This is a genomic window from Microbacterium sp. PAMC22086 (genome assembly GCF_019443525.1).
Classification (GTDB): domain Bacteria; phylum Actinomycetota; class Actinomycetes; order Actinomycetales; family Microbacteriaceae; genus Microbacterium; species Microbacterium maritypicum.
In genome coordinates, this window is record NZ_CP080380.1 from 1,005,792 (window position 1) to 1,025,778 (window position 19,987).

21 protein-coding genes and 1 pseudogene are annotated in these 19,987 nt (G+C 70.0%); 14 read left to right on the top strand and 8 right to left on the bottom strand.

The features are described 5' to 3' along the window. Nucleotides 1-38: 38 nt before the first annotated feature. Nucleotides 39-1,361 carry an MATE family efflux transporter gene (locus KY497_RS04970; RefSeq protein ID WP_219869970.1) on the bottom strand — a complete coding sequence of 441 codons (1,323 nt, stop codon included), beginning with the start codon at nt 1,359-1,361 and terminating at the stop codon, nt 39-41. 89 nt (nt 1,362-1,450) lie between these two features. Here KY497_RS04970 and KY497_RS04975 point away from each other — a divergent pair, with 89 nt between their 5' ends. The 5 genes from KY497_RS04975 to KY497_RS04995 all read left to right on the top strand — a co-directional run bounded on the left by KY497_RS04975 (nt 1,451) and on the right by KY497_RS04995 (nt 6,070). Next, nucleotides 1,451-2,002, top strand: coding sequence for a DUF1992 domain-containing protein (locus tag KY497_RS04975; protein ID WP_055874714.1), 552 nt, complete (start codon nt 1,451-1,453; stop codon nt 2,000-2,002). Nucleotides 2,003-2,092: 90 nt separating this feature from the next. Further along, nucleotides 2,093-2,605 (top strand): sensor histidine kinase KdpD, encoded by a 513-nt coding sequence (locus KY497_RS04980; RefSeq protein WP_258185910.1) that lies wholly within the window; start codon nt 2,093-2,095, stop codon nt 2,603-2,605. 10 nt (nt 2,606-2,615) lie between these two features. Then, nucleotides 2,616-4,580 carry a M13 family metallopeptidase gene (locus tag KY497_RS04985; protein ID WP_219869971.1) on the top strand — a complete coding sequence of 655 codons (1,965 nt, stop codon included), beginning with the start codon at nt 2,616-2,618 and terminating at the stop codon, nt 4,578-4,580. Between the two features lie 110 nt (nt 4,581-4,690). Next, nucleotides 4,691-5,659: a serine hydrolase gene (locus tag KY497_RS04990; protein ID WP_219869972.1), complete on the top strand. Its 969-nt coding sequence runs from the start codon at nt 4,691-4,693 to the stop codon at nt 5,657-5,659. Nucleotides 5,660-5,668: 9 nt separating this feature from the next. Further along, nucleotides 5,669-6,070 carry a hypothetical protein gene (locus KY497_RS04995; protein ID WP_141388082.1) on the top strand — a complete coding sequence of 134 codons (402 nt, stop codon included), beginning with the start codon at nt 5,669-5,671 and terminating at the stop codon, nt 6,068-6,070. 15 nt (nt 6,071-6,085) lie between these two features. Here the strand turns inward: KY497_RS04995 and KY497_RS05000 are convergent. Further along, nucleotides 6,086-7,071 (bottom strand): annotated as a pseudogene (locus KY497_RS05000) (MFS transporter). 90 nt (nt 7,072-7,161) lie between these two features. Between KY497_RS05000 and KY497_RS05005 the strand changes: the two are divergent. Both KY497_RS05005 and KY497_RS05010 read left to right on the top strand, forming a co-directional pair. Beyond that, complete coding sequence (locus KY497_RS05005) at nt 7,162-7,782, top strand: hypothetical protein (RefSeq protein WP_219869973.1); 621 nt, start codon at nt 7,162-7,164, stop codon at nt 7,780-7,782. 50 nt (nt 7,783-7,832) lie between these two features. Next, on the top strand, nt 7,833-8,522 hold the full coding sequence (locus KY497_RS05010) for a GNAT family N-acetyltransferase (RefSeq protein ID WP_055866209.1): 690 nt from the start codon (nt 7,833-7,835) through the stop codon (nt 8,520-8,522). A 38-nt stretch (nt 8,523-8,560) separates the two neighbouring features. On the opposite strand, the gene KY497_RS05015 is transcribed toward KY497_RS05010, so the two are convergent. After that, nucleotides 8,561-10,030, bottom strand: a complete 1,470-nt coding sequence (locus tag KY497_RS05015; RefSeq protein WP_219869974.1) for a peptide MFS transporter — start codon at nt 10,028-10,030, stop codon at nt 8,561-8,563. A 117-nt stretch (nt 10,031-10,147) separates the two neighbouring features. Here KY497_RS05015 and KY497_RS05020 point away from each other — a divergent pair, with 117 nt between their 5' ends. Next, nucleotides 10,148-11,533, top strand: a complete 1,386-nt coding sequence (locus KY497_RS05020; RefSeq protein ID WP_017829557.1) for a glycine--tRNA ligase — start codon at nt 10,148-10,150, stop codon at nt 11,531-11,533. Nucleotides 11,534-11,635: 102 nt separating this feature from the next. On the opposite strand, the gene KY497_RS16620 is transcribed toward KY497_RS05020, so the two are convergent. Next, complete coding sequence (locus tag KY497_RS16620; RefSeq protein ID WP_258185912.1) at nt 11,636-11,914, bottom strand: WYL domain-containing protein; 279 nt, start codon at nt 11,912-11,914, stop codon at nt 11,636-11,638. A 16-nt stretch (nt 11,915-11,930) separates the two neighbouring features. Beyond that, nucleotides 11,931-12,524 carry a helix-turn-helix transcriptional regulator gene (locus tag KY497_RS16875; RefSeq protein ID WP_373695253.1) on the bottom strand — a complete coding sequence of 198 codons (594 nt, stop codon included), beginning with the start codon at nt 12,522-12,524 and terminating at the stop codon, nt 11,931-11,933. Here KY497_RS16875 and KY497_RS05030 point away from each other — a divergent pair. Together KY497_RS05030 and KY497_RS05035 are read left to right on the top strand one after the other, a co-directional pair. Beyond that, nucleotides 12,510-13,418 (top strand): alpha/beta fold hydrolase, encoded by a 909-nt coding sequence (locus tag KY497_RS05030; RefSeq protein WP_375140928.1) that lies wholly within the window; start codon nt 12,510-12,512, stop codon nt 13,416-13,418. The genes KY497_RS16875 and KY497_RS05030 overlap by 15 nt on opposite strands. 62 nt (nt 13,419-13,480) lie before the next feature. Beyond that, a complete protein-coding gene (locus KY497_RS05035) occupies nt 13,481-13,972 on the top strand; it encodes a hypothetical protein (protein WP_258185913.1) in 492 nt (163 codons plus the stop codon). 28 nt (nt 13,973-14,000) lie between these two features. On the opposite strand, the gene KY497_RS05040 is transcribed toward KY497_RS05035, so the two are convergent. From KY497_RS05040 to KY497_RS05050, 3 genes are read right to left on the bottom strand one after another with little or no spacing between them, the layout of a single operon-like run. Next, nucleotides 14,001-14,426, bottom strand: coding sequence for a DUF1801 domain-containing protein (locus tag KY497_RS05040; protein WP_219869975.1), 426 nt, complete (start codon nt 14,424-14,426; stop codon nt 14,001-14,003). Next, nucleotides 14,423-14,995 (bottom strand): HhH-GPD-type base excision DNA repair protein, encoded by a 573-nt coding sequence (locus tag KY497_RS05045; protein WP_218683034.1) that lies wholly within the window; start codon nt 14,993-14,995, stop codon nt 14,423-14,425. The genes KY497_RS05040 and KY497_RS05045 overlap by 4 nt, the downstream gene beginning before the upstream one ends. A 32-nt stretch (nt 14,996-15,027) precedes the next feature. Beyond that, nucleotides 15,028-16,323 (bottom strand): glutamyl-tRNA reductase, encoded by a 1,296-nt coding sequence (locus KY497_RS05050; protein ID WP_219869976.1) that lies wholly within the window; start codon nt 16,321-16,323, stop codon nt 15,028-15,030. 86 nt (nt 16,324-16,409) lie between these two features. On the opposite strand from KY497_RS05050, the gene hemE reads away from it, so the two are divergent. The 4 genes from hemE (at nt 16,410) to KY497_RS05070 (ending at nt 19,986) form a co-directional block, all read left to right on the top strand. Then, nucleotides 16,410-17,432: a uroporphyrinogen decarboxylase gene (gene hemE, locus KY497_RS05055; RefSeq protein ID WP_141387130.1), complete on the top strand. Its 1,023-nt coding sequence runs from the start codon at nt 16,410-16,412 to the stop codon at nt 17,430-17,432. Nucleotides 17,433-17,483: 51 nt separating this feature from the next. Continuing rightward, complete coding sequence (locus KY497_RS05060; RefSeq protein WP_017829549.1) at nt 17,484-17,816, top strand: metalloregulator ArsR/SmtB family transcription factor; 333 nt, start codon at nt 17,484-17,486, stop codon at nt 17,814-17,816. 26 nt (nt 17,817-17,842) lie between these two features. Beyond that, nucleotides 17,843-19,408 carry an NAD(P)/FAD-dependent oxidoreductase gene (locus tag KY497_RS05065; protein WP_219869977.1) on the top strand — a complete coding sequence of 522 codons (1,566 nt, stop codon included), beginning with the start codon at nt 17,843-17,845 and terminating at the stop codon, nt 19,406-19,408. Nucleotides 19,409-19,563: 155 nt separating this feature from the next. Next, the gene (locus tag KY497_RS05070; protein WP_055866191.1) at nt 19,564-19,986 is read left to right on the top strand and encodes a hypothetical protein; all 423 of its coding nucleotides are present in this window, start codon (nt 19,564-19,566) and stop codon (nt 19,984-19,986) included. Nucleotide 19,987: the final 1 nt, after the last annotated feature.

Consider the following 19,987-nt stretch of genomic DNA (forward strand, 5'->3'; position numbering starts at 1 on the left):
GTGTCCATACCTGTGGTTCCGTATGAGACCACTCGCCGTCAGGCCGCGGCGGCAAGCCAGCGCCCCGATCGCACGCGCCACCCCAGGGTGACGAGCCGTGCGAGAAGGTAGACGCCGAAGAAGGCGAGCGCGAGCCAGACGAGACCGGCGGTGCCGTCGACCCCGGTCGCGGCCACGATCCAGAGCGCGGGCAGGAACGGCACCAGGTTGAGGCCACCAGCGATCGCGAGGTATCGGGCGTCGTTCGCCCCCATGAGCACCCCGTCGAGCACGAAGACGACACCGGCGATCGGCTGGGCGACCGCGAGCACGAGCAGCGCGGGCTGCACGAGCGCCGCGATCTCGGCATCGCCCGTGAAGACGATTCCGAGCACCCCGGAAGCTGCGGCGATCAGTCCGCCGACGATCACGCCGAACCAGGCTCCCCAGGCGACGGTGCGGGCGAGCACACGGTGCACCTGCTGCTTGTCTCCGGCTCCGAGCTCCTTGCCGATGAGCGCCTGGGCCGCGATCGCGAGCGCGTCGAGGGCGAAGGCCGCCGCCGAGAAGATCGTGAACACGATCTGCCACCCGGCGAGCTCGTCGGTGCCGATGCCGGTCGCCACACCCACGGTCGCGAGCAGGGCCACGCGCAGGCTCACGGTGCGCAGGAACAGCCATCCACCTGACGTCGCGGTGTTGCGCAGGCCCGCGCTCTGCGCGCGCAACGAGGCGCTGTGACGCGTGGCGAGGCGGCGGACGACCAGCACGTAGGCGGCGACCATCCCCCACTGCGCGGTCACGGTTCCGGCGGCGGATCCGGCGATGCCCCAGCCGAGTCCGTAGATGAACAGCCAATTGAGCAGGGCGTTCGCACCGAAACCGAGTCCCGCGATCCACAGCGGCGTCATGGTGTCCTGCATGCCGCGCAGCAGCCCGGTCGCGGCGAACACGATGAGCATCGCCGGCAGGCCCCACATCGAGATCACGAGGTACTCGTTCGCCTGAGCGGCGACGGCTTCACCCGCACCGAACAGCGAGACCAGCCACGGAGAGGAGACGGCGCCGATCACCGCGAGCACGGCGCCGAGCCCGAGCGCGAGCCACATGCCGTTGACGCCGACGGAGACGGCCTCGCCGGGCTGCCCCGCCCCGAAGCGTCGGGCGACAGCGGGGGTGGTCGAGTAGGCCAGGAAGACCATCAGCCCGACGATCGTCTGGAGCACGGCGCCCGCGATGCCGAGACCGGCGAGGGGGGTGGTTCCGAGGTGTCCGACGAGCGCGGCATCCACGATCAGGAACGCCGGCTCCGCGATCAGAGCGCCGAGGGCCGGGACGGCCAACCGCAGGATGTCTCGATTGAGGGAGGCACGCGCGGTCATCCTCCGAGCCTATGACCTGGGACCGACCCCGCCTTCCGTGCTGCCTCCGTCGTAGGGTGGGAGGGAGCTCGGATGCACGGAGGTGCCTCATGACGGATCCCCGAGACGCGGCGGCGCGGTATCTCGCCAGCAGGCAGAACGGTGAGAGCGCCGACGGCGACGAGGAGTCGGGTACGCCGCCGGGGATCGCTGCGGCCGTCGATCGTGCCGCGTTCATCGAGACGGCCATCCAGGTGGCGATCCGCCGCGGAGAGTTCGACGACCTGCCCGGCGCGGGCAAGCCCCTCGAAGGACTCGGCACCCACCACGACCCCGACTGGTGGATCCGCCGGAAGATCGAGACCGAGAACCTGACCGGTCTCGGGCCCCCGGCGATCCTGCTGCGCACGGAAGACCGGGAACTGAACGACCAGCTCGATCTGCTCGGTCGCGAGTCGGATGTGCGCACCGTCGTCGAAGACTTCAACCGGCGTGTGCGGGAAGCGCGCCGCCAGCTTCAGGGCGGTCCGCCCGTCGTCACGTCACCCCGCGACGTCGACGCCGAGGTGGCCGCCTGGGCGGAGCGTCGGGCGGCGCGGCCGAAGGCCGCCCCCGCTGAGCAGCCGCGACGCCGACGCTTCCGCGTGCGGCGCCGCAGCTGACGGATTCACCCGGGTCTCCGCCCGGTCGCTCGCGACCGACGTGCACGCAACCATCCGTCCATCCCGAACCGTCCCGAACCGGGCAGGAGGTTGACCTCCGGAGCGGTGCAGCTGCAGACGCAGCAGGTCGACCTGCTCGATGTGGTCTCGGATGCCGTCGCGGATGTCGCGGCCGCCGCCGCCCGCCACGGCGTGCGCATCGTCGAGCGCGGGGTGGGCGCGCACGTGCTCTGGGAGGATCCGCATCAGCTCGGACGGATCATCGTGAACCTGCTGACCAATGCGATCCGGCACGCCCCACGCGGCACGGAGATCGTCATCTCGGCCACCGAGATCGACCGGAACCGTCTCGTGCTCGGCATCCTCGATCACGGCGCCGGGGTCGCGGTGGAGGATCTGGACCGCATGTTCGACGTCGGCTGGCGCGAGGATGCGGCGCGCACGGCTCCGACCGATCGCGACGGGGTGGCCTCCGGCGCGGGCCTCGGGCTGTCGATCGCGCGCGGTCTCGCACGTGCTCACGGCGGGGAGGTGTTCGCCGAGCGCACCGATGAGGGGTTCCGCATGAACGTGCTCCTGCCGTCTGGGGGAGGCGGGTCATAGGCTGGGGAGCATGACTGACGTTCTTCCCGTGGGCCTCGCCCTTGATGAGTTCAGCTCCGACATCCGCCCGCAGGACGACCTCTATCGTCACGTGAACGGCGCCTGGCTCGCCCGCACCGAGATCCCGGGCGACAAGGCGCGCTGGGGCTCGTTCCATCTTCTCGCCGAGCAGGCAGAGAAAGACGTGCGCGCGATCATCGAGGAGTCGCAGGATGCCCCGGAGGGCACTCTCGCCCGCAAGATCGGCGACCTGTTCGCGAGCTTCATGGACACCGCGCGCATCGATGCCGCCGGCGTCGCGCCGCTTGCCGACACGCTCGCCGAGATCGATGCGATCGCCGACGTTCCGACGTTCCTGCGCACGGTGGGCGCCTACGACCGCGACGGCCGTGCGTCGATCATCGGCCTGTACGTCGACGGCGATCCCGGCGACCCCGAGCGCTATGTTCCGGTGCTCGTGCAGGCCGGTCTGTCGCTGCCCGACGAGAGCTACTTCCGTCTCGACACCTTCGCCGACACCCGGGCCGCGTACCGTGCGCACCTCGAGCGTCTGCTCGGCCTCGCGGGCGTGGCCGATGCCGCCGTGAACGCCGACCGTGCGATCGCGCTCGAGACCGAGCTCGCCGGTCATCACTGGGACAACGTGCGCAGCCGCGATGCGGTGGCGACGTACAACCTCAAGACGTGGGAAGAGCTGCAGGCGCTCGCCGGCGTCGACCTGACTCCGTGGCGAGAGGCGGTCTCGCCGTCGAACCCTGCGGCCTTCGACGAGGTCGTCGTCTCGCAGCCCAGCTTCTTCGAAGGCCTCGGGTCGCTGCTGACCGCCGAGCGCCTGGACGACTGGAAGGCATGGCTGCGCGCCAAGGCCGTGCACGCCGCGGCCCCGTACCTGACCGACGATCTCGTGCAGGAGAACTTCTCGTTCTACGGCACCGAGCTCACCGGCGTCCCCACCATCCGCGAGCGCTGGAAGCGCGGCGTCTCGCTCACCGAGGGTGCGCTCGGAGAGGCGATCGGCAAGGTGTACGTCGAGCGCCACTACCCGCCGACGGCGAAGGCCGCGATGGACGAGCTGGTCGCCCACCTCATCGAGGCGTACCGGCAGAGCATCACCGAGCTGGAGTGGATGACGGCCGAGACCCGCGAGCGCGCACTCGCCAAGCTCGACTCCTTCACCCCGAAGATCGGGCACCCCGAGGTCTGGCGCGACTATTCGAGCCTCGAGATCGACAGGGCCGACCTGTTCGGCAACGTGCGCCGCGCCTCGATCTTCGAGCACGACCGCAACATCGACAAGGTAGGCACGCCCATCGACCGCACCGAGTGGCACATGCCGCCGCAGATGGTCAACGCCTACTACAACCCGTCCATGAACGAGATCGTGTTCCCCGCGGCGATCCTGCAGTACCCGTTCTTCGACGCCGGTCGCGACGCGGCGGCGAACTACGGCGGCATCGGTGCGGTCATCGGCCACGAGATCGGCCACGGCTTCGACGACCAGGGCAGCCGCTACGACGGCGACGGTCGCCTGCAGGACTGGTGGACGGATGCCGACCGGTCGGCGTTCGAGGAGCGCACCAAGGCGCTGATCGCCCAGTACGACGCGCTGGTGCCCGAGGGCCTCGACGCCGAGCACCACGTGAACGGCGCGCTCACGATCGGCGAGAACATCGGCGACCTCGGCGGCCTCGGGATCGCCCTCAAGGCCTATGAGCTCTCGCTCGGCGGCGCGGAGGCCCCGGTGATCGATGGATACACGGGTGTGCAGCGCCTGCTGCTCTCGTGGGCGCAGGTGTGGCAGCAGAAGAGCCGTGACGCCGAGACGCTGCGCCTGCTGACGATCGACCCGCACTCGCCGAACGAGTTCCGCTGCAACCAGATCGTGCGCAACATCGACGCGTTCTACGAGGCGTTCGGCGTGAGCGAGAACGACGCCCTCTGGCTGCCTGCGGCGTCGCGAGTGACCATCTGGTGACCAATCGTCACACTCTGTGAACCGTCCCCCGGCGGTGGGGTTACGATAGCCCTGCCGCTGGGGAGCGTCTCCCCTCGGTATCCCGCACATCCACCCCCCTAAGGATCAGCGTGGGCGCTCTCGAGCCTGGTGAAGGTCTCCGAAACTCCTCGGCCCCCGAGTCTCTCGGCGCTGCCCAGGAGGCCTCCGGTGCGGGTCGCCGCTCGCAGCGCACCAGTCGCCGGCTTCCCCGACGCGCCGCTGCCGGACGCCGGTCGTTCACCGCCACGCTGCGTTCGCTGGAGGGCCTGGTCGACTCCGGGGCGCAGGTCTCGGTGCACGTCGTCGACCTCGACAACCATGTGCACGTGCTCGCCGGCGACGACCATGTCACGATGCCGATCGCGGGTCTCGGAGTGGTGCCTCTGCTGATCGAGGTGGCTGCCGGCTTCCAGAGCGGTGCTCTCGATCCGTTCGAGATCGTCGAACGCGAAAGCCTCGAGCCGGTGGAGACCTCGGGTCTGTGGCGGCATCTGCACGCACCGGCCCTGCCGTTGGAAGACCTCGCCGTGATGGCGGCGACCGCGGGGGATCCCATCGCGGTAAACGCTCTGCTTCACAAGGTCGGCCACGACCGGGTGCGCGAGCGCATCGAGTCGCTGGGTCTGCGCCGCACGGCCCTTCTCGACCGCTTCCGCGACCACCGTGGTCCTGACGACGCCCCGCAGGTGGCCGTGGGGTCCGCACGCGAGCTCGCCGGACTCTTCTCCGCCCTCGTGAACTCGCAGGTGGTCGATGCCGCCGTCAGCGCACAGGTGTCGGAGTGGTTGAGCCTGAATCAGGACCTGAGCCTGGTCGCGGCATCCACGGGTCTCGATCCGTTCGCGCACGATCACGATGCCCACGGCCTGCTGTTCGTGAACAAGACCGGCCGCGATCGCGGGGTTCGGGCCGAGGCTGGTGTGCTGGCCGGGCCCCGCGCCGGCGTCGCCTACTCGCTCATCGTGTGCTTCGACGATCTCTCGATCACGCACCGCCTGCGTGCGCACGACGCCTTCCGGGTGCTCGGCGTCGAGCTCATGGAATACACGCACTGCTAGCATCGAGGGATGCCACGACCTGACTGGACCCCGCACCGTCGCGACGACGGCGAACTGCTCGGATGGATCCACCCCGCCGGCGACGACTGGGTCGGCGTCGATGTGCTCGGGCGGCCCGTCACCGCAGCGACGGAGTGGCTCGAAGCCGAAGCGGCGCTGGAGGAGCACGGGATCGCCTGGCTCGCCGATCCGTGGATGCTGGAGGGCGAGGACGAGCGCCCCTTGCGGGTGCGCATCCTCGAGGTGACGCCCGACGAAGACGGTGCGCCGGGGCGGATCGTCGTCAAGATCGACGACTTCGGCGACATGACGCGGCCTGCGACGGCGCGGTTCATCCTGGCGTGGCCGATCCCTGACCGGCTGCGCACACCGCGCGACGACGACCCCGACCCGCGCACGATCTCCCGCTGAACGCGCGAGGCGTCCTCACCCCGGCAGCGACGGATGCTGCTCGGACGCGCGCTGCTTCGGGATGAACAGCGACAGCACCATCGCGATCACCCCGGCGGCGATCGCGAGCCAGAAGCACACCTCGAAAGCGGCCCTGGTGGGCACGGCCACGCCGTCGATGTCGATGCTCATCGCGGCGAGCACGCCGCCCATCACGGCCGAGGCTCCCGACGTTCCGATCGAGCGGAACAGCGCGTTCAGGCCGTTCGATGCGCCGGTCTCGTTGGCCGGGACCGAGCGCATGATGATCATCGGCATCGCGGCGAACGTGAACCCGATGCCCACGCCGATCAGCAGGTTCGCGACGAGGACGTGCCACACCTCGGAAGACCACAGCAGCACGAAGACGTAGGCGAGCACGATCGCGGTGGCGCCGACCGTGAACAGCGGGCGCGGACCCACGGTGCGCTCCAGCCAGCCGGAGAGGGCGAGATCACCATCATCACGAGGCCCGCAGGCTGGGCGAGGAGGGCGGCGACCGGCATGCCGATCGCTCCGCCGACGCCCATGGTCGCGCTCATGAGGGCCACGGCGGTGCCGAGCCGTTCCGGAGGCAGCACGTCGCGCATGATGGCGATGCCGAGCGGGACGACCCCCGTCACCGCACCCTGGAGTGCGCGACCGATGATGACTCCGACGATCGAACCGGAGACCGCGGCGATCACGGAGCCGAGGATCAGGATCGCGAGCAGCGCGATCACGACCCGGCGCTTGCCGTACATATCGCCCAGCCGGCCCGAGATGGGGGTGGCGACGGCGGCGACGAGCAGCGTGATGGTGACGACCCAGGTGGTGTCCTCGCGGGAGGCGTTCAGCAGCTGCGGGAGCTCGGCCTGCAGTGGGACGACCAGCGTGAACATGAAAGAGGAGCACAGGCCCGCGAAGGCGAGCACGGCGACGATCGCCCACTTGGGTGGGGTCCGGGAGAGACGTTTCCTGGCTCTGTCCTCGCTCGCACCCACCGACTCAGGCTATCGGCGATCGACTGGCGCGGGGTCGAACACCCGGGCTCGATCGACCGGGTGGCACGCGGTCCGTGATTGCATGGGGAGATGAGCGACGACGCCACGATCGACCAGCATCCCGCCGATTCCGCGTTCCACCGCAGGCTCCCGATCGGCGAGGCACTCGACGCCTCCGCCGTCGCCGAGGGACTGCCGTGGGCCTTCGAGACGATCACGATGCGACCGCTTGAACCGATGCTGGTGCCGGAGAAGCCCCGCGGCGGCGAGCTGGACCCGGCCGAATGCGGACCCTGCGCCCCGAGCGAGTTCACGATCTGGCACGACGATCACTGGCAGGTGCGCGCGGGGTGGGAGATCGGAGGGTTGCCGTTCATCGGCGCGATCGCCCCGCGTGAGCATTGGCTGCTCGAGAACGCGTCGGTCGAGGTGCTCGCGGCGCTCGGGCCCCTGATGCAGCGGGTCTCGCAGGCGGTGAAGAGCGTCCCCGGCGTCGCGCGGTGTCACTTCGGGCGGTGGAACGACGGCTCGGCGCATCTGCACCTGTGGGCGATGGGACGCCCCGCCGGCATGATGCAAGGGCGAGGTGCGGTGCTGTCGTTCTGGGACGGGATCCTGCCGCCGATCCCGCAGGAGATGGCCGAGGAGCACATCCGCATCGTCGCCGAGGCGCTCGCCGCGGGTGGGGGAGAGGCGTTCCCGATGCGGTGACATCGAGGTTCCGATTCCTCGAACGGGCCGAGGAGGGGCAGACTGGGTGCGTGCGAACCATCCGTGACCTCGACACCGTTGAACTCATCCTCGACGCCCAGGGCCTGCTCGACTCCATTCGGGGTCCGCAGCGCGTGGTGGATGCCGGAACCCTGCGCGCCCTGCAGCAGTCGGGCAACTACGTCGTCGGCTTCTTCGACGGCGAGGGCGACGAGGAGCGCATGGTCGGCGCGTCGATCGCGTTTTTCGGCGAGCCCGCCCGCCGTGCGATGCACTCCCACATCACCGCGCTGCTGCCCGAGTACCGCGGTCGCGGCTGGGGGCGCGAGCTCAAGGAGCACCAGCGGCAGTGGGCCTTCTCCCGAGACGTCGGTCGCATCACGTGGGTCTTCGATCCGCTCGTGGCACGCAACGCCCACTTCTTCTTCACCGTGCTGGGCGCCCGCGCGACCGGCTACTCGGTGAACCGCTACGGCATCTTCGGCGGCGGCGACGCGGGCGATGAGAGCGACCGACTCGATGTCGAGTGGGCGCTCGCCGACATCGCCAAGCCCCCGGCTGACGACGCGGTCGTGGAAACTCTGGCCATCCCCGCCGACATCGAGGCGCTGCGCGAGTCCGACCCGGCAGCCGCCCACGAGTGGCGTCTGCGTCTGCGGGCGCAGATGGAGGGACTGCTCGGCAGCGGGTTGCGCATCGCCGGCTACGACACCGCGCGGGGCTACCTCTTCACCGCGTGAGCACGCTCTTCACGGCGTGATTCTCGTGGCCCGTGTGCTCAGCGCACTCCGCGCATGAGCTTCAGCACGGGCTTGACGCTCAGCAGCAGTCCGATGCCGACCACGATGGCGATGCCCCCGAGGATCGAGAAGAACGGCACCTCGTCGGTCGGATCGTAGAACCGTACGAGCTCGCCCGAGATGGCGGTGCCGAGCGCGATCGACAGGAAGAAGAGCGCGACCATCTGCGTGCGGAACACCGTCGGTGCGAGCTTGGTGGAAGCCGACAGGCCGACCGGCGAGATGAGCAGCTCGGCGACCGTGAACACAAAGAGGATCCCGACGATGGCCAGCAGCGGCGTGGAGTTCGCCCCTCCGCCGGCGAACGGCAGGAAGAGCAGGAACGCCGATCCCATGATGATCGCCGCCAGAGCGAACTTCACGGGCGTCGAGGGCTGACGCTTTCCCAGGCGGGTCCAGATCGCCGCGAAGACGCCGGACAGGATGATGATGAACACCGGGTTGATCGACTGCACCCAGGACACCGGCATCTCCCATCCGAACAGATTCCGATCCAGGCGCTGGTCCGAGTAGATCGTCAGCACCGTGAACTGCTGCTGGTACAGCGACCAGAACGCGACGCTGGTGATGAACAGCGGCAGGAAGGCCCACACCCGCGATCGCTCGGTGGCGTCGATGCGACGGCTGCCGAGGATCACCGAGAAGTACGCGACCGCGGCGACGATCGTGACGACGATCACCAGGGTGGCCAGATTGTCTGCGCGGATCACACCGGTGAGCACCAGGACGGCGATGGCCACGATCGCGGCGCCGGCGATGAGCCCGACCAGGCCGTAGCGGGACTTCGGAAGCGGGTTGGGCACCTCCCGTGCCGAGGCGGGAAGGGCCTTGCGGCCGAACGAGTACTGGATGAGTCCCAGGGTCATGCCGATGGCGGCGAGCCCGAAGCCGTAGTGGAATCCGAGAGACGACTGCAGGATGCCGGTGAGGATCGGTCCGAGGAACGCACCGAGGTTGATGCCCAGGTAGAAGAGCGAGAAGCCGGCATCCCGCCGGGGATCTTCCGCGCTGTAGAGGCTGCCGACGACCGAGGTCGCGTTCGCCTTGAGTCCGCCGGAGCCCAATGCGACCAGCACCAGACCGACGCCCACCCCGACGGCGCCGGGCAGGAACGCGAGAGCCAGGTGACCGGCCACGATCACCATCGCGCTGACGAACAGCACCCGCTCGGAGCCGAACAGTCGGTCGGCGAGCCAGGCGCCGAGGATCGTCGACAGGTAGACCGAGCCCCCGTAGGCACCGACGATGCCGCCCGCGACCGCCTCGGGGATGCCGAGGCCGCCCAGTGTGACCGAGTAGTACAGGTAGATGAGCAGGATGCCCTGCATGCCGTAGAAGCTGAAGCGCTCCCACATCTCCACGCCGAAGATGTGCACCAGGGCCCACGGTTGCCCGAAGAAACGGGTGTCGTCGTCGCGGGTCCGCGGTGTTCGCGCTGCAGTGCTCATCCCAAGGACGGTACTCTGACGCAGCCGCCGAGGCCAGGGAGCGCGCGGGAACCACGGATAGAATGAGGTGCCCGTGTTCACGGGTTTTTCCTCCCGCATCCGACCATTGGAGCCACCATGGCCGAACAGTCCCGCCTCGACAAGGTCATCGCCCTCGCCCGCCACCGCGGGTTCGTGTTCCAAGCGGGTGAGATCTACGGCGGTTCCCGGTCGGCCTGGGACTACGGCCCCCTCGGCACCGAGCTCAAGGAGAACATCCGCCGCCAGTGGTGGCAGACCTTCGTGCGCGGCCGCGGCGACATGGTGGGGCTGGACTCCAGCATCATCCTGCCCAAGCGCGTCTGGGAGGCCTCGGGTCACGTCGCGACCTTCACCGACCCGCTGGTCGAGTGCCTGCAGTGCCACAAGCGCTTCCGCGCCGACAACCTGATCGAGGACTTCGAGGCGCGCAAGGGCCGCAAGGCCGAGAACGGGCTCGCCGACATCCCCTGCCCGAACTGCGGCACCAAGGGGCAGTACACCGAGCCCAAGGCCTTCTCCGGTCTCGTGAAGACCTACCTCGGCGTCGTCGACGACGAGTCGGGCCTCTACTTCCTGCGCCCCGAGACCGCGCAGGGCATCTTCGTGAACTTCTCGAACGTGCTCACCGCCAGCCGCAAGAAGCCGCCGTTCGGCATCGGCCAGGTCGGCAAGGCGTTCCGCAATGAGATCACGCCGGGTAACTTCATCTTCCGCACCCGCGAGTTCGAGCAGATGGAGATCGAGTTCTTCACGCCGCCCGCCGAGGCGCAGGAGTGGTTCGAGCACTGGGTCGAGGCGTGCTGGAACTGGTTCATTGACCTGGGCATCGACCCCGAGAACATGCGCCAGTTCGACGTTCCGGAAGACGACCGCGCGCACTACTCGGCCGGCACGATCGACGTCGAGTACAAGTTCGGCTTCGCGGGCAAGGAGTGGGGCGAGCTCATGGGCGTCGCCAACCGCACCGACTACGACCTCTCCAGCCACAGCGAAGCGTCCGGCCAGAGCCTGACGTACTTCGACCAGGCCACCGGCGAGCGTTACACCCCGTACGTGATCGAGCCGTCGTTCGGTCTCACGCGCGCGATGATGGCGTTCCTCGTCGACGCGTACCGCGAGGAGCAGGTGCCTAACGCCAAGGGCGGCACCGACGTGCGCACCGTGCTCAAGCTCGACCCGCGCCTGGCTCCGGTCAAGGCCGCCGTGCTGCCGCTGTCGCGCAACGAGAACCTCTCGCCGCTCGCTCGCGAGGTCGCCGACACGCTCCGCAGCTCCTGGGCCGTCGACTTCGACGACGCGGGGGCGATCGGCCGCCGCTACCGTCGCCAGGACGAGATCGGCACCCCGTTCTGCGTCACGGTCGACTTCGACTCGCTCGACGACCGTGCCGTCACGGTGCGCGACCGCGACACCATGGCGCAGGAGCGCGTCTCGATCGACGAGTTGCACGCGTACCTCGCGGAGCGCCTGCGCGGCGCCTGAGCACCCTCAGTCATCGTCGAGACCCATCCTCATCGCCGAGACCCATCGTGGTCAGCGGGTGTGGGAGTGGGTCTCGACGGGGAGTGTGGGTTTCGACGTGCCTCATGATCTCGCCACGGCGCGCGCGTAGCGCTCGGTGAGCAGCTGCAGGCGGGGGAGCAGCTCGGGTGGGCTCTCGACCGTGAAGTCCATCATCAGCATGCCGATGTAGGCGGCGACGGTGTCGAGGCTGTCCGCACCCGTGACGAGGATGCAGTGCTCGTCGTCGACCGGCTCGACGATCCCGACCGCAGCGTGGATCCGGTCGAGCACGGCCGCAGCCGGCGCGTCGATGCGCAGCCGGGCATGCACGATCCACCCGCTCACGGCGATGGTCCGCATGGCGAAGGCCGTGTAGTCACCCCCCGGGCAGCGGCTGCGGCGTGAAGGAGCGTCGCGTCGGCATCCGCAGCTGCATCCAGTCGACCCGGTACGTGCCCCATTCGTCGGTCTGCGGATCGCGTGCGACCAGGTACCAGCGCCGCACCCAGGTGAGCAGTCGGTACGGCTCGACCAGCACGGGTGCGCCCTCGTAGTCGAAGCGCAGCCACTCCTCGTCGCCGATCGCACGTGCGATGGCCTGCAGTGACGCGGCGTCGACCTCGGGGTCCGGGGCGTCGGTGTCGTTGTTCTCCGGGGCGCGGTCGACGCTCGAGCGGAGCGCATCGACCGTGGGGCGCAGGTGCGATGGCAATACCTGTTCGAGCTTGGCGAGCGCCCGTGCTCCGGCCTCCTCGACGCCGGCGATCCCGGCTGCGGCCCGCAGGCCCACGGTGACGGCCACGGCTTCCTCATCGTCGAGCAGCAGCGGAGGGAGCTTGCCACCGGCGCCGAGGCGGTAGCCGCCGACGGATCCTCGCGTGGCGTCGACGGGGTAGCAGCCCAGGAGCGGATCAACGCCGTCCCGCACTTCACCACCGAGATCGACGGCCAGACGATCCACTTCCTCCACGTGCGCTCGGCTCACGAGGGTGCGACGCCGCTGCTGCTCGCGCACACCTACCCCGGTTCGTCGGTCGACTACCTCGCCGTGATCGATCGCCTCGTCGACCCCGTCGCGCACGGCGGCCGTGCCGAAGACGCGTTCGACGTCGTGATCCCGGATGCTCCGGGCTACGGCTTCCCGCAGCCGCTCGCCTCTGCCGGGTGGACAACGGCGCGGGTCGCGGCGGCCTATGACCGTCTGATGCGCGGGCTCGGCTACGACAGCTACGGCATCCACGGCTCGGACAACGGCGCCATGGTCGCGCGTGAGCTGGGCCTGCTCGAGCCTGCGGGCTTCCTCGGACTGCACGTGCTGCAGCTGTTCTCGTTCCCCTCGGGCGACCCGGCCGAGTTCGAGAAGCTCGAGCCCGCGGACTACGCCGGCCTCGAGCACATGCAGTGGTTCCAGTCGGTCGGCGGGTACAACACGATGAACTCTTCGCGCCCGCAGACCGTGTCGGTCGGGATCAGCGATTCCCCGGTCGGGCTGCTCGCCTACAGCGAGCTGTTCAACTCGTTCGGCAACGGCACCTCTCTGGTTCCGCTGGAGAAGATCCTGCTCGAGGTGAGTGTGAACTGGTTCGCGAACGCGGCATCCGGCATGAACCGCAGCTATCTGGAGAACGCCAGGGCCGACGCCGCGGCCGACGCCGCCGAGGATGCCGGGCCGCGGATCAACACCGCACGCACGGGTGTCGCCGTGTTCTCGGACGACTTCCAGACGATCCGGGTCTTCGCCGAGCGCGACAACGCGAACATCGTGCACTGGAGCCGCTTCGATGAGGGCGGGCACTTTGCCGCTCTGGAGCGTCCCGACCTGCTCGCCGACGACATCCGGGCGTTCTTCGCCGACGTCCGCTGACTGTCGAACCCCACTCTGCTGCCCAGACCCACCCGTGCGTCCGTCGCACGGGTGGGTCTAGCATGTCGGCATGCGCGAGCCGTGGAGCGAGTTCAACGTCGCGATGGCGGGGGGCGACGGCCGCGCTCGCCGGACTCGTGATCGTCGCCGCGAGTGTGAACATCGCCGAGATCGTCAAGTCCCGCACTCTGACAGCACGGCTCCTCGCCGGGATCGCCGCCCTGCTCCTGGCGCTCGCGATGTCGGCGCTGGGGTTGATCCCCGACATCGACGGCCCCTGGTTCGGCGCGGCCGCCGTCGTCGCGTCGCTGCTGGCTGCCGTGTTCCAGGTGCACGCGACGCGCATCATCGCGACCGATCCGAGCCCCGAGGATCGCGCCCGTCCGCTCAAGTACCTGGTCGGCTTCCTGCCGATCTTCGCCTATCTCGCCGCGGGCGTGCTGGTGTGGATCGGGCATCCGGCCGGGCTGTACCTCGCGGCGGCGGGCTGTCTGCTCGCGATCGTCTCGGCCGTGGTGGTGTCGTGGGTGGCGCTCGTCGAGGTCCTGCGCTGAACGGGTACGCGGAGAGGGATCTCGCGCGTCAGCCCGTGACGGTGAGCTGCACCTCGGAGGTGCCGCCCGCCTCGACCCAGGCGAGTGAGCGTTCCAGGATGCCGCGCAGCACGTCGAGGTCGATCTGCTCCAGGTCCTTGATGTAGAGGCACCCGACGCCCGTGGTGTGCGGTCCGAGCTTCGCCAGGGCTTCGGTGTGCGCGCCGACCCCGTCGAACAGATAGATCGTGGTCGCGGCCTTGCGCGGAGCGAAGCCGAGCAGTCCGCTGTCGCCTTCGGTCCCTGTCGGGTAGCGGTAGTGGCAGGAGCCGAACCCGATGATCGTCCCCCACGTCTGCGGTTCGCGCTCGGTGACCTCCTGCATGAGCGCGGTCAGCGTCTCGGCGTCCCTGCGGCGCACGGCGGGGGAGGAACGGGCGATGAGCCCGGCGACGTCGTCCCCCGTGGGCTTCACTTCGGAGCCTTCGCCGCGGCCTTCATCGCCTTCTTGTGCTCGCGCACCTTCGCGAGCGAGTCGGGCGAGACGATGTCGGCGACGCTGCGGTACGAGCCGTCCTCGCCGTAGGGAGCGGATGCCTCGCGCCAGCCCTCGCCGGTGAAACCGTACTGCTTGCCGAGGAGGGCGAGGAAGATCTTCGCCTTCTGCTCGCCGAAGCCGGGGAGGGCCTTCAGTCGCTTCAGCACCTCGGGCCCCGACGGGTCGCCCTCGGTCCACAGGGCTGCGGCATCGCCGTCCCAGTCGTCGACGAGGGTCTGGCACAGCGTCTGCACGCGCGTCGCCATGGACCCGGGGAACCGGTGCACCGCGGGGGTCTGCTTGAAGGCCTCGAGGAACTCGTCCGGTGCCATGTGGGCGATCGTCGCGGCGTCGGTCGCGCCGGTGCGCTGCTCGATCTTGAGCGGGCCGGCGAACGCGGTCTCCATCGGAACCTGCTGGTCGAGGAGCATCCCCACCAGCAGGGCCAGCGGATTGTCGGTCAGCAGCTCGTCGGCGGCGGTGTCTCCGGTGATGTGAAGGGCCATGCCTCCAGTGTGCCACCGGTGAACGGAGCGTGTCAGGCGGTCGCGGCGTCGTCTGCGGCGTCGGCTTCGGGGGCGATGCCGTACAGGGCGGCGAGCGCCGCGGTGAACTCGTCGGCACGGCCGGCCGCAGCGAGCTCGTGGGCGCGCACGGTCGGGGTGTGCAGGAGCACGCCGGAGAGGTGCCGCAGAGCCTGCTCGACCTTGCCGTCCTCGTCGCCGCGCGCGCGGGCACGGTCGATCTCGCGTTCGAGGAGCTCGAAGATGTGCGACCGCAGCGCCACCACCGACGGCGTGACGCTCTGGCGGGCGCCCACGACGTGGAAGGTCTCGGCGGCTTCCCGGACCACGCTGCGCGCGGCATCCGTCGCCTGCAGCTCTTCGAGCGGCGCGTGCAGACGGATGGTCTCGAGGTCGAGCAGGGCCACACCCTCGAGGCCGGCGATGGCGGGGTCGACGTTTCGCGGCATGCCCAGGTCGACGACGAGCTGACGATGTGCGCCGACGGGGCAGCCCGCCGCGGCGGGGCCGGTCGTCAGCTGCAGGTGCTCGGGGCCGAGCACGGGCTCCGTCGCCGTAGTGCAGGTGATGAGCAGGCTCGACCGCGCGGCGGTGCGGGCGTACTCGTCGGCGGCGATCGGACGGATGCCGTGCTTCGCGGCGAAGACCTCGGCGCGGCCGGAAGGCGAGTACACCGAGATGTTCACGGCACCGCGTTCGCGGAGCGTGGCGAGGGTGACCGCGGCGTAGGCACCGGTGCCGACCAGCAGCACGCGTTCGGCGGACCAGTCGGCGATGCGGCTGTCTGCCAGCTCGAGCGCGAGACGCACGAGCGAGCGGCCGGCGCGACCGAGGGCCGTGACGTTCTTGACCTTGCGCTGGGCCTGGCTGGCGCGCTGGAAGAGGCGCTCGAGCTCGGGCGAAGTGGTGCCGTCTTTGCGGGCGGACTTGAGAGCGCGGCGCACTTGCCCTGCGATCTCGCCCTCGCCGGAGACGACGGATTCGAGACCGGAGGCGACGGAGAAGAGGTGCTCGGCGACGCGGCGCCCCGAGTGCACGGTGTAGGCGCCGTCGAGGTCGGCGGCCGAGATGCCGGTCGCGGATTCGACCGCTTCGATCACGGCTTCGACACCGATGGCGCCGGCGGCGGTGACCGGTTCGTCCATTTCCACGTACGCCTCGAACCGGTTGCACGTCGCCAGCACGACCGCACCCTGCACGCACGGCGTCATGCCCACGATGGTGGGAGCGACGTCGTCGGGGGTGCGGCTCAGGCGTTCGAGCAATTCGAAGGAGGCGGTCTTGTGACTCGCCGTCACACACAGCAGCACACATCGATTGTACCGGAGGGCCTGCGGGGGAGGATTCGACCGGTCGACTCGGCGGCTCCATAAGGGTCGGATGGGAGGATGGACGCATGGCCCTCTCCGACGCCCCGCTCCTGCGCGCCCTCGCCGGCGACCGTCCCCCTCACGCCCCGGTGTGGTTCATGCGGCAGGCCGGCCGGTCGCTTCCCGAGTACCGCGACCTGCGCGTCGGGACCCGGATGCTCGACGCCTGCCTCACCCCCGATCTCGCCGCCGAGATCACCCTGCAGCCGGTGCGGCGTCACGGGGTCGACGCGGCCGTGTTCTTCAGCGACATCGTCATCCCGCTGCGCCTCGCCGGTGTCGAGGTCGAGATCGAGCCCGGTCGCGGCCCGGTGTTCGCGAACCCGGTGCGCACGGCGGCCGACGTCGACCGCATCACCGCCATCGACCCGGACGACCTGGACGGCACGGCGATCGCCGAGGCGGTGCGGCTCGTCACGGCCGAGCTCGGCGACACCCCGCTGATCGGATTCGCCGGAGCGCCCTTCACCCTCGCCGCCTACCTCGTCGAGGGCGGCCCCTCGAAGGAGCACCTGCGTGCGCGGGCGATGATGCACTCGGATCCGGCGTCCTGGAACCGGCTCGCCGGCTGGCTCGCCCAGGTCTCGCGCCGCTTCCTCGAGACCCAGCGCGATGCCGGGGCGTCCGTCGTCCAGCTCTTCGACAGCTGGGCCGGGTCCCTCAGCACCGCCGACTACCGCGCCTTCGTCGCCCCGCATTCTCACGCGGCGCTTGCGGGCATCGGTCTGCCGACGATCCACTTCGGCGTCGGGACCGGACCGTTCCTCGCCGACATGCGCCTGGACGGTGTCGCCGACGGCGTCGGCGTCGACTGGCGGCAGCCGCTCGACGAGGCGGCCGCGATCCTCGGACCGGACGTGACGGTGCAGGGCAACATCGACCCCGCGCTGCTCTCCGCGCCGTGGCCGGTGCTGGAGGCGCACGTGCGCGACGTCGTCGAGCGCGGCCGCGCGGCGCGCGCCCACATCCTGAACCTCGGCCACGGCGTGCCCCCGGAGACCGATCCCGACCAGCTCACCCGCATCGTCGAGCTGGCGCACACGATCTGACCGTCAGGCCACGCGCCGAGAGCTATCTAGCCAAGGTGCTATATTGCAACCATGACTGACAGCGCGACGGACATCTTCGCGGCGTTGGCCCACCCCACACGACGTCAGATCCTGCAGGACCTGAAAGACGGTGAGCTCGCGGCCGGCGAGATCGCGTCGCGCTTCTCCGCGAGCGGCCCGACCATCTCCCGTCACCTGAGCGTGCTCCGCCAGGCAGGACTCATCAGCGAGCGGCGCGATGCCAACCGCATCCTCTACTCCCTCGTGGGTGAGCGGCTCGCGCTCTCGGTCGGCGACTTCCTCTCGACGGTGTGCCCCGAGCAGATCGTGCTGCGCGAGGTCCGCAAGCGCGGACGCGGAGCCTCCGAGCCCGTCGAGGCCTGAACCGCCCCGGTGCGAGAATTGAGGGCATGAGCCCCGAGCCCTCCTCCGCCGAGCCGTCCGACCTCGCCGCCCGCGCGGCGCACACGCATGTCATCGTCGTCGGCGGTGGCATCGGAGGTCTCGTCGCTGCGCGGGAGTGCGCGAAGGTCGGAATGCGCGTCACCGTGCTCGAGGCGGAGGAGACGCTGGGCGGCGCGATCCGCCGGGTCGACCTCGACGGTGTCACCATCGACGCCGGGGCCGAGAGCTACGCCACCAGGGGTGGACTCGTGCGCGCCCTCGTGGACGAGCTCGACCTGGCCGACCGCATCGTCCTCCCGAAGCCGGGCGGGGCATGGCTGGCCGGAATCCCCGGTGTGGGCGCGGCGCCGCTCCCTGTGGGCGGCATCCTCGGCATCCCCGCCAATCCGTTCCAGCCCGACGTCCGCCGCATCATCGGATGGTCGGGCGTCTGGCGCGCCTACCTCGACCGCGTGCGCCCGCCCCTCACGATCGGGCACCAGCTCAGTCTCGGAAAGCTCGTCGCGTCGCGCATGGGGGCGAAGGTGCGGGATCGACTCGTCGCCCCCGTGACGACCGGTGTCTACTCGGCGTCTCCCGACGATGTCGACATCGATGTCGCAGCCCCGGGGCTCAACGCCGCACTGACCCGGGTGGGCTCCCTCTCCGGCGCGGTGCAGACGCTGCGTGATGACGCCGCGGAGAAGGCCGCGGAAACGCAGGCGGCCGCGAAGACGCCGGGAGCGGCCGTCGAGGGGCTCTCGGGAGGCATGAGCACGCTGGTCGATGCCCTCGCCGCCGACCTCGTCCGCCTCGGTGCCGAGGTGCGCACGGGAGTGCGGGTGCGCACCGTGCGCAAGACCGGGGCGCACTGGTCGGTCGAGGCCGAGGCTGAGGTCGCGGCCGAGGTCGAGGTGAGGGCGGAGGAAAGCGGCGAGAGCGCCGCAACGGATCCTCTGGAGCCGGTGGTCGAGGAGCTCGACGCTGACGCCGTCATCATCGCGACGCCCGAGTCGGCCGCACGGAAGCTCCTCGCCTCCGCGGTGCCGGCCCTCGCCACGACGGAGGCCGCGTCATCGCCCGAGATCGAGATCGTCACCCTCGTCCTCGACGCGCCGGAACTCGCCGCCGCCCCGAGGGGAACCGGCGTGCTGACCGTTCCGGGCAGCCACACCGCCAAGGCGCTCACCCACTCGACCGCCAAGTGGGGCTGGGTGCGCGACGCCGCTGGTGCCCGGCAGATCGTACGGGTGTCGTTCGGCGCCCAGGGGGAACCCGCAGCGACCGCGGGCCTGGACGACGCCGCGGCGGCAGACCTCGCACGGTGCGAAGCCGCCGCCCTGCTGGGAGTCGCCATCGCCCCCGAGGCTGTCATCGCCTCGCATCGCGGCCGTTTCATCCAATCGCAGCCCGCCTCGATCATCGGCTCAGGGGGGCGGCGCACCGCAGCACGCGCAGCGGTCGAGGCGGTGCCCGGTGTGGCCGCGGTCGGCGCCTGGCTCGCGGGGACCGGACTCGCCCAGGTGATCCCGGACGCACGGGACGAGGCCGACCGTCTGCGCCGCGCCCTGTTGTGGGACGGGGAGTCCTGAAGTGCGGGAGCGGTCTGTGTCAACCCTCTGACCCATAGATGCCGAATTCGGCATACGGGGTTACGCTGGGTACCTGGTCGCGGGGGGCGAATGCCTGCGGTCGGTCCCAACCGGGCGAATCTGGCCGGACTACCGGAACAAGGTGAGGAGACCCCATGAAGGGGAAGATCGGACTCGTCGTCGGGCTCGGCGTGGGCTACGTGCTCGGCACTCGTGCCGGACGTGAGCGCTACGAGCAGATCAAGACGCAGTGGCTCAAGGTGTGGCACCTCGACCCCGTGCAGGAGCAGGTCACCAAGGTCAAGGGTTTCGTCGGCGACAAGGCCGCGGCCGTTCCCGGTGCGCTCTGGACCGGTGTGGTGAAGGTCGCGAAGTCCGTCACCGGCTCGGGCACGCCCGGTCAGCGACTCGACTCCGCCATCGCCACCGGCCGTGAGGCGGCAGAAGATCTCGCCGAGGCGACCGAGGAAGCGGTCGAGGCTGCGAAGTCCACCGCGACGTCGACGAAGCCCGCCGCCAAGAAGCCGGCGGCCAAGAAGCCGGCTGCGAAGCCCGCCCCCAAGAAGTCCGGCGCCTGAG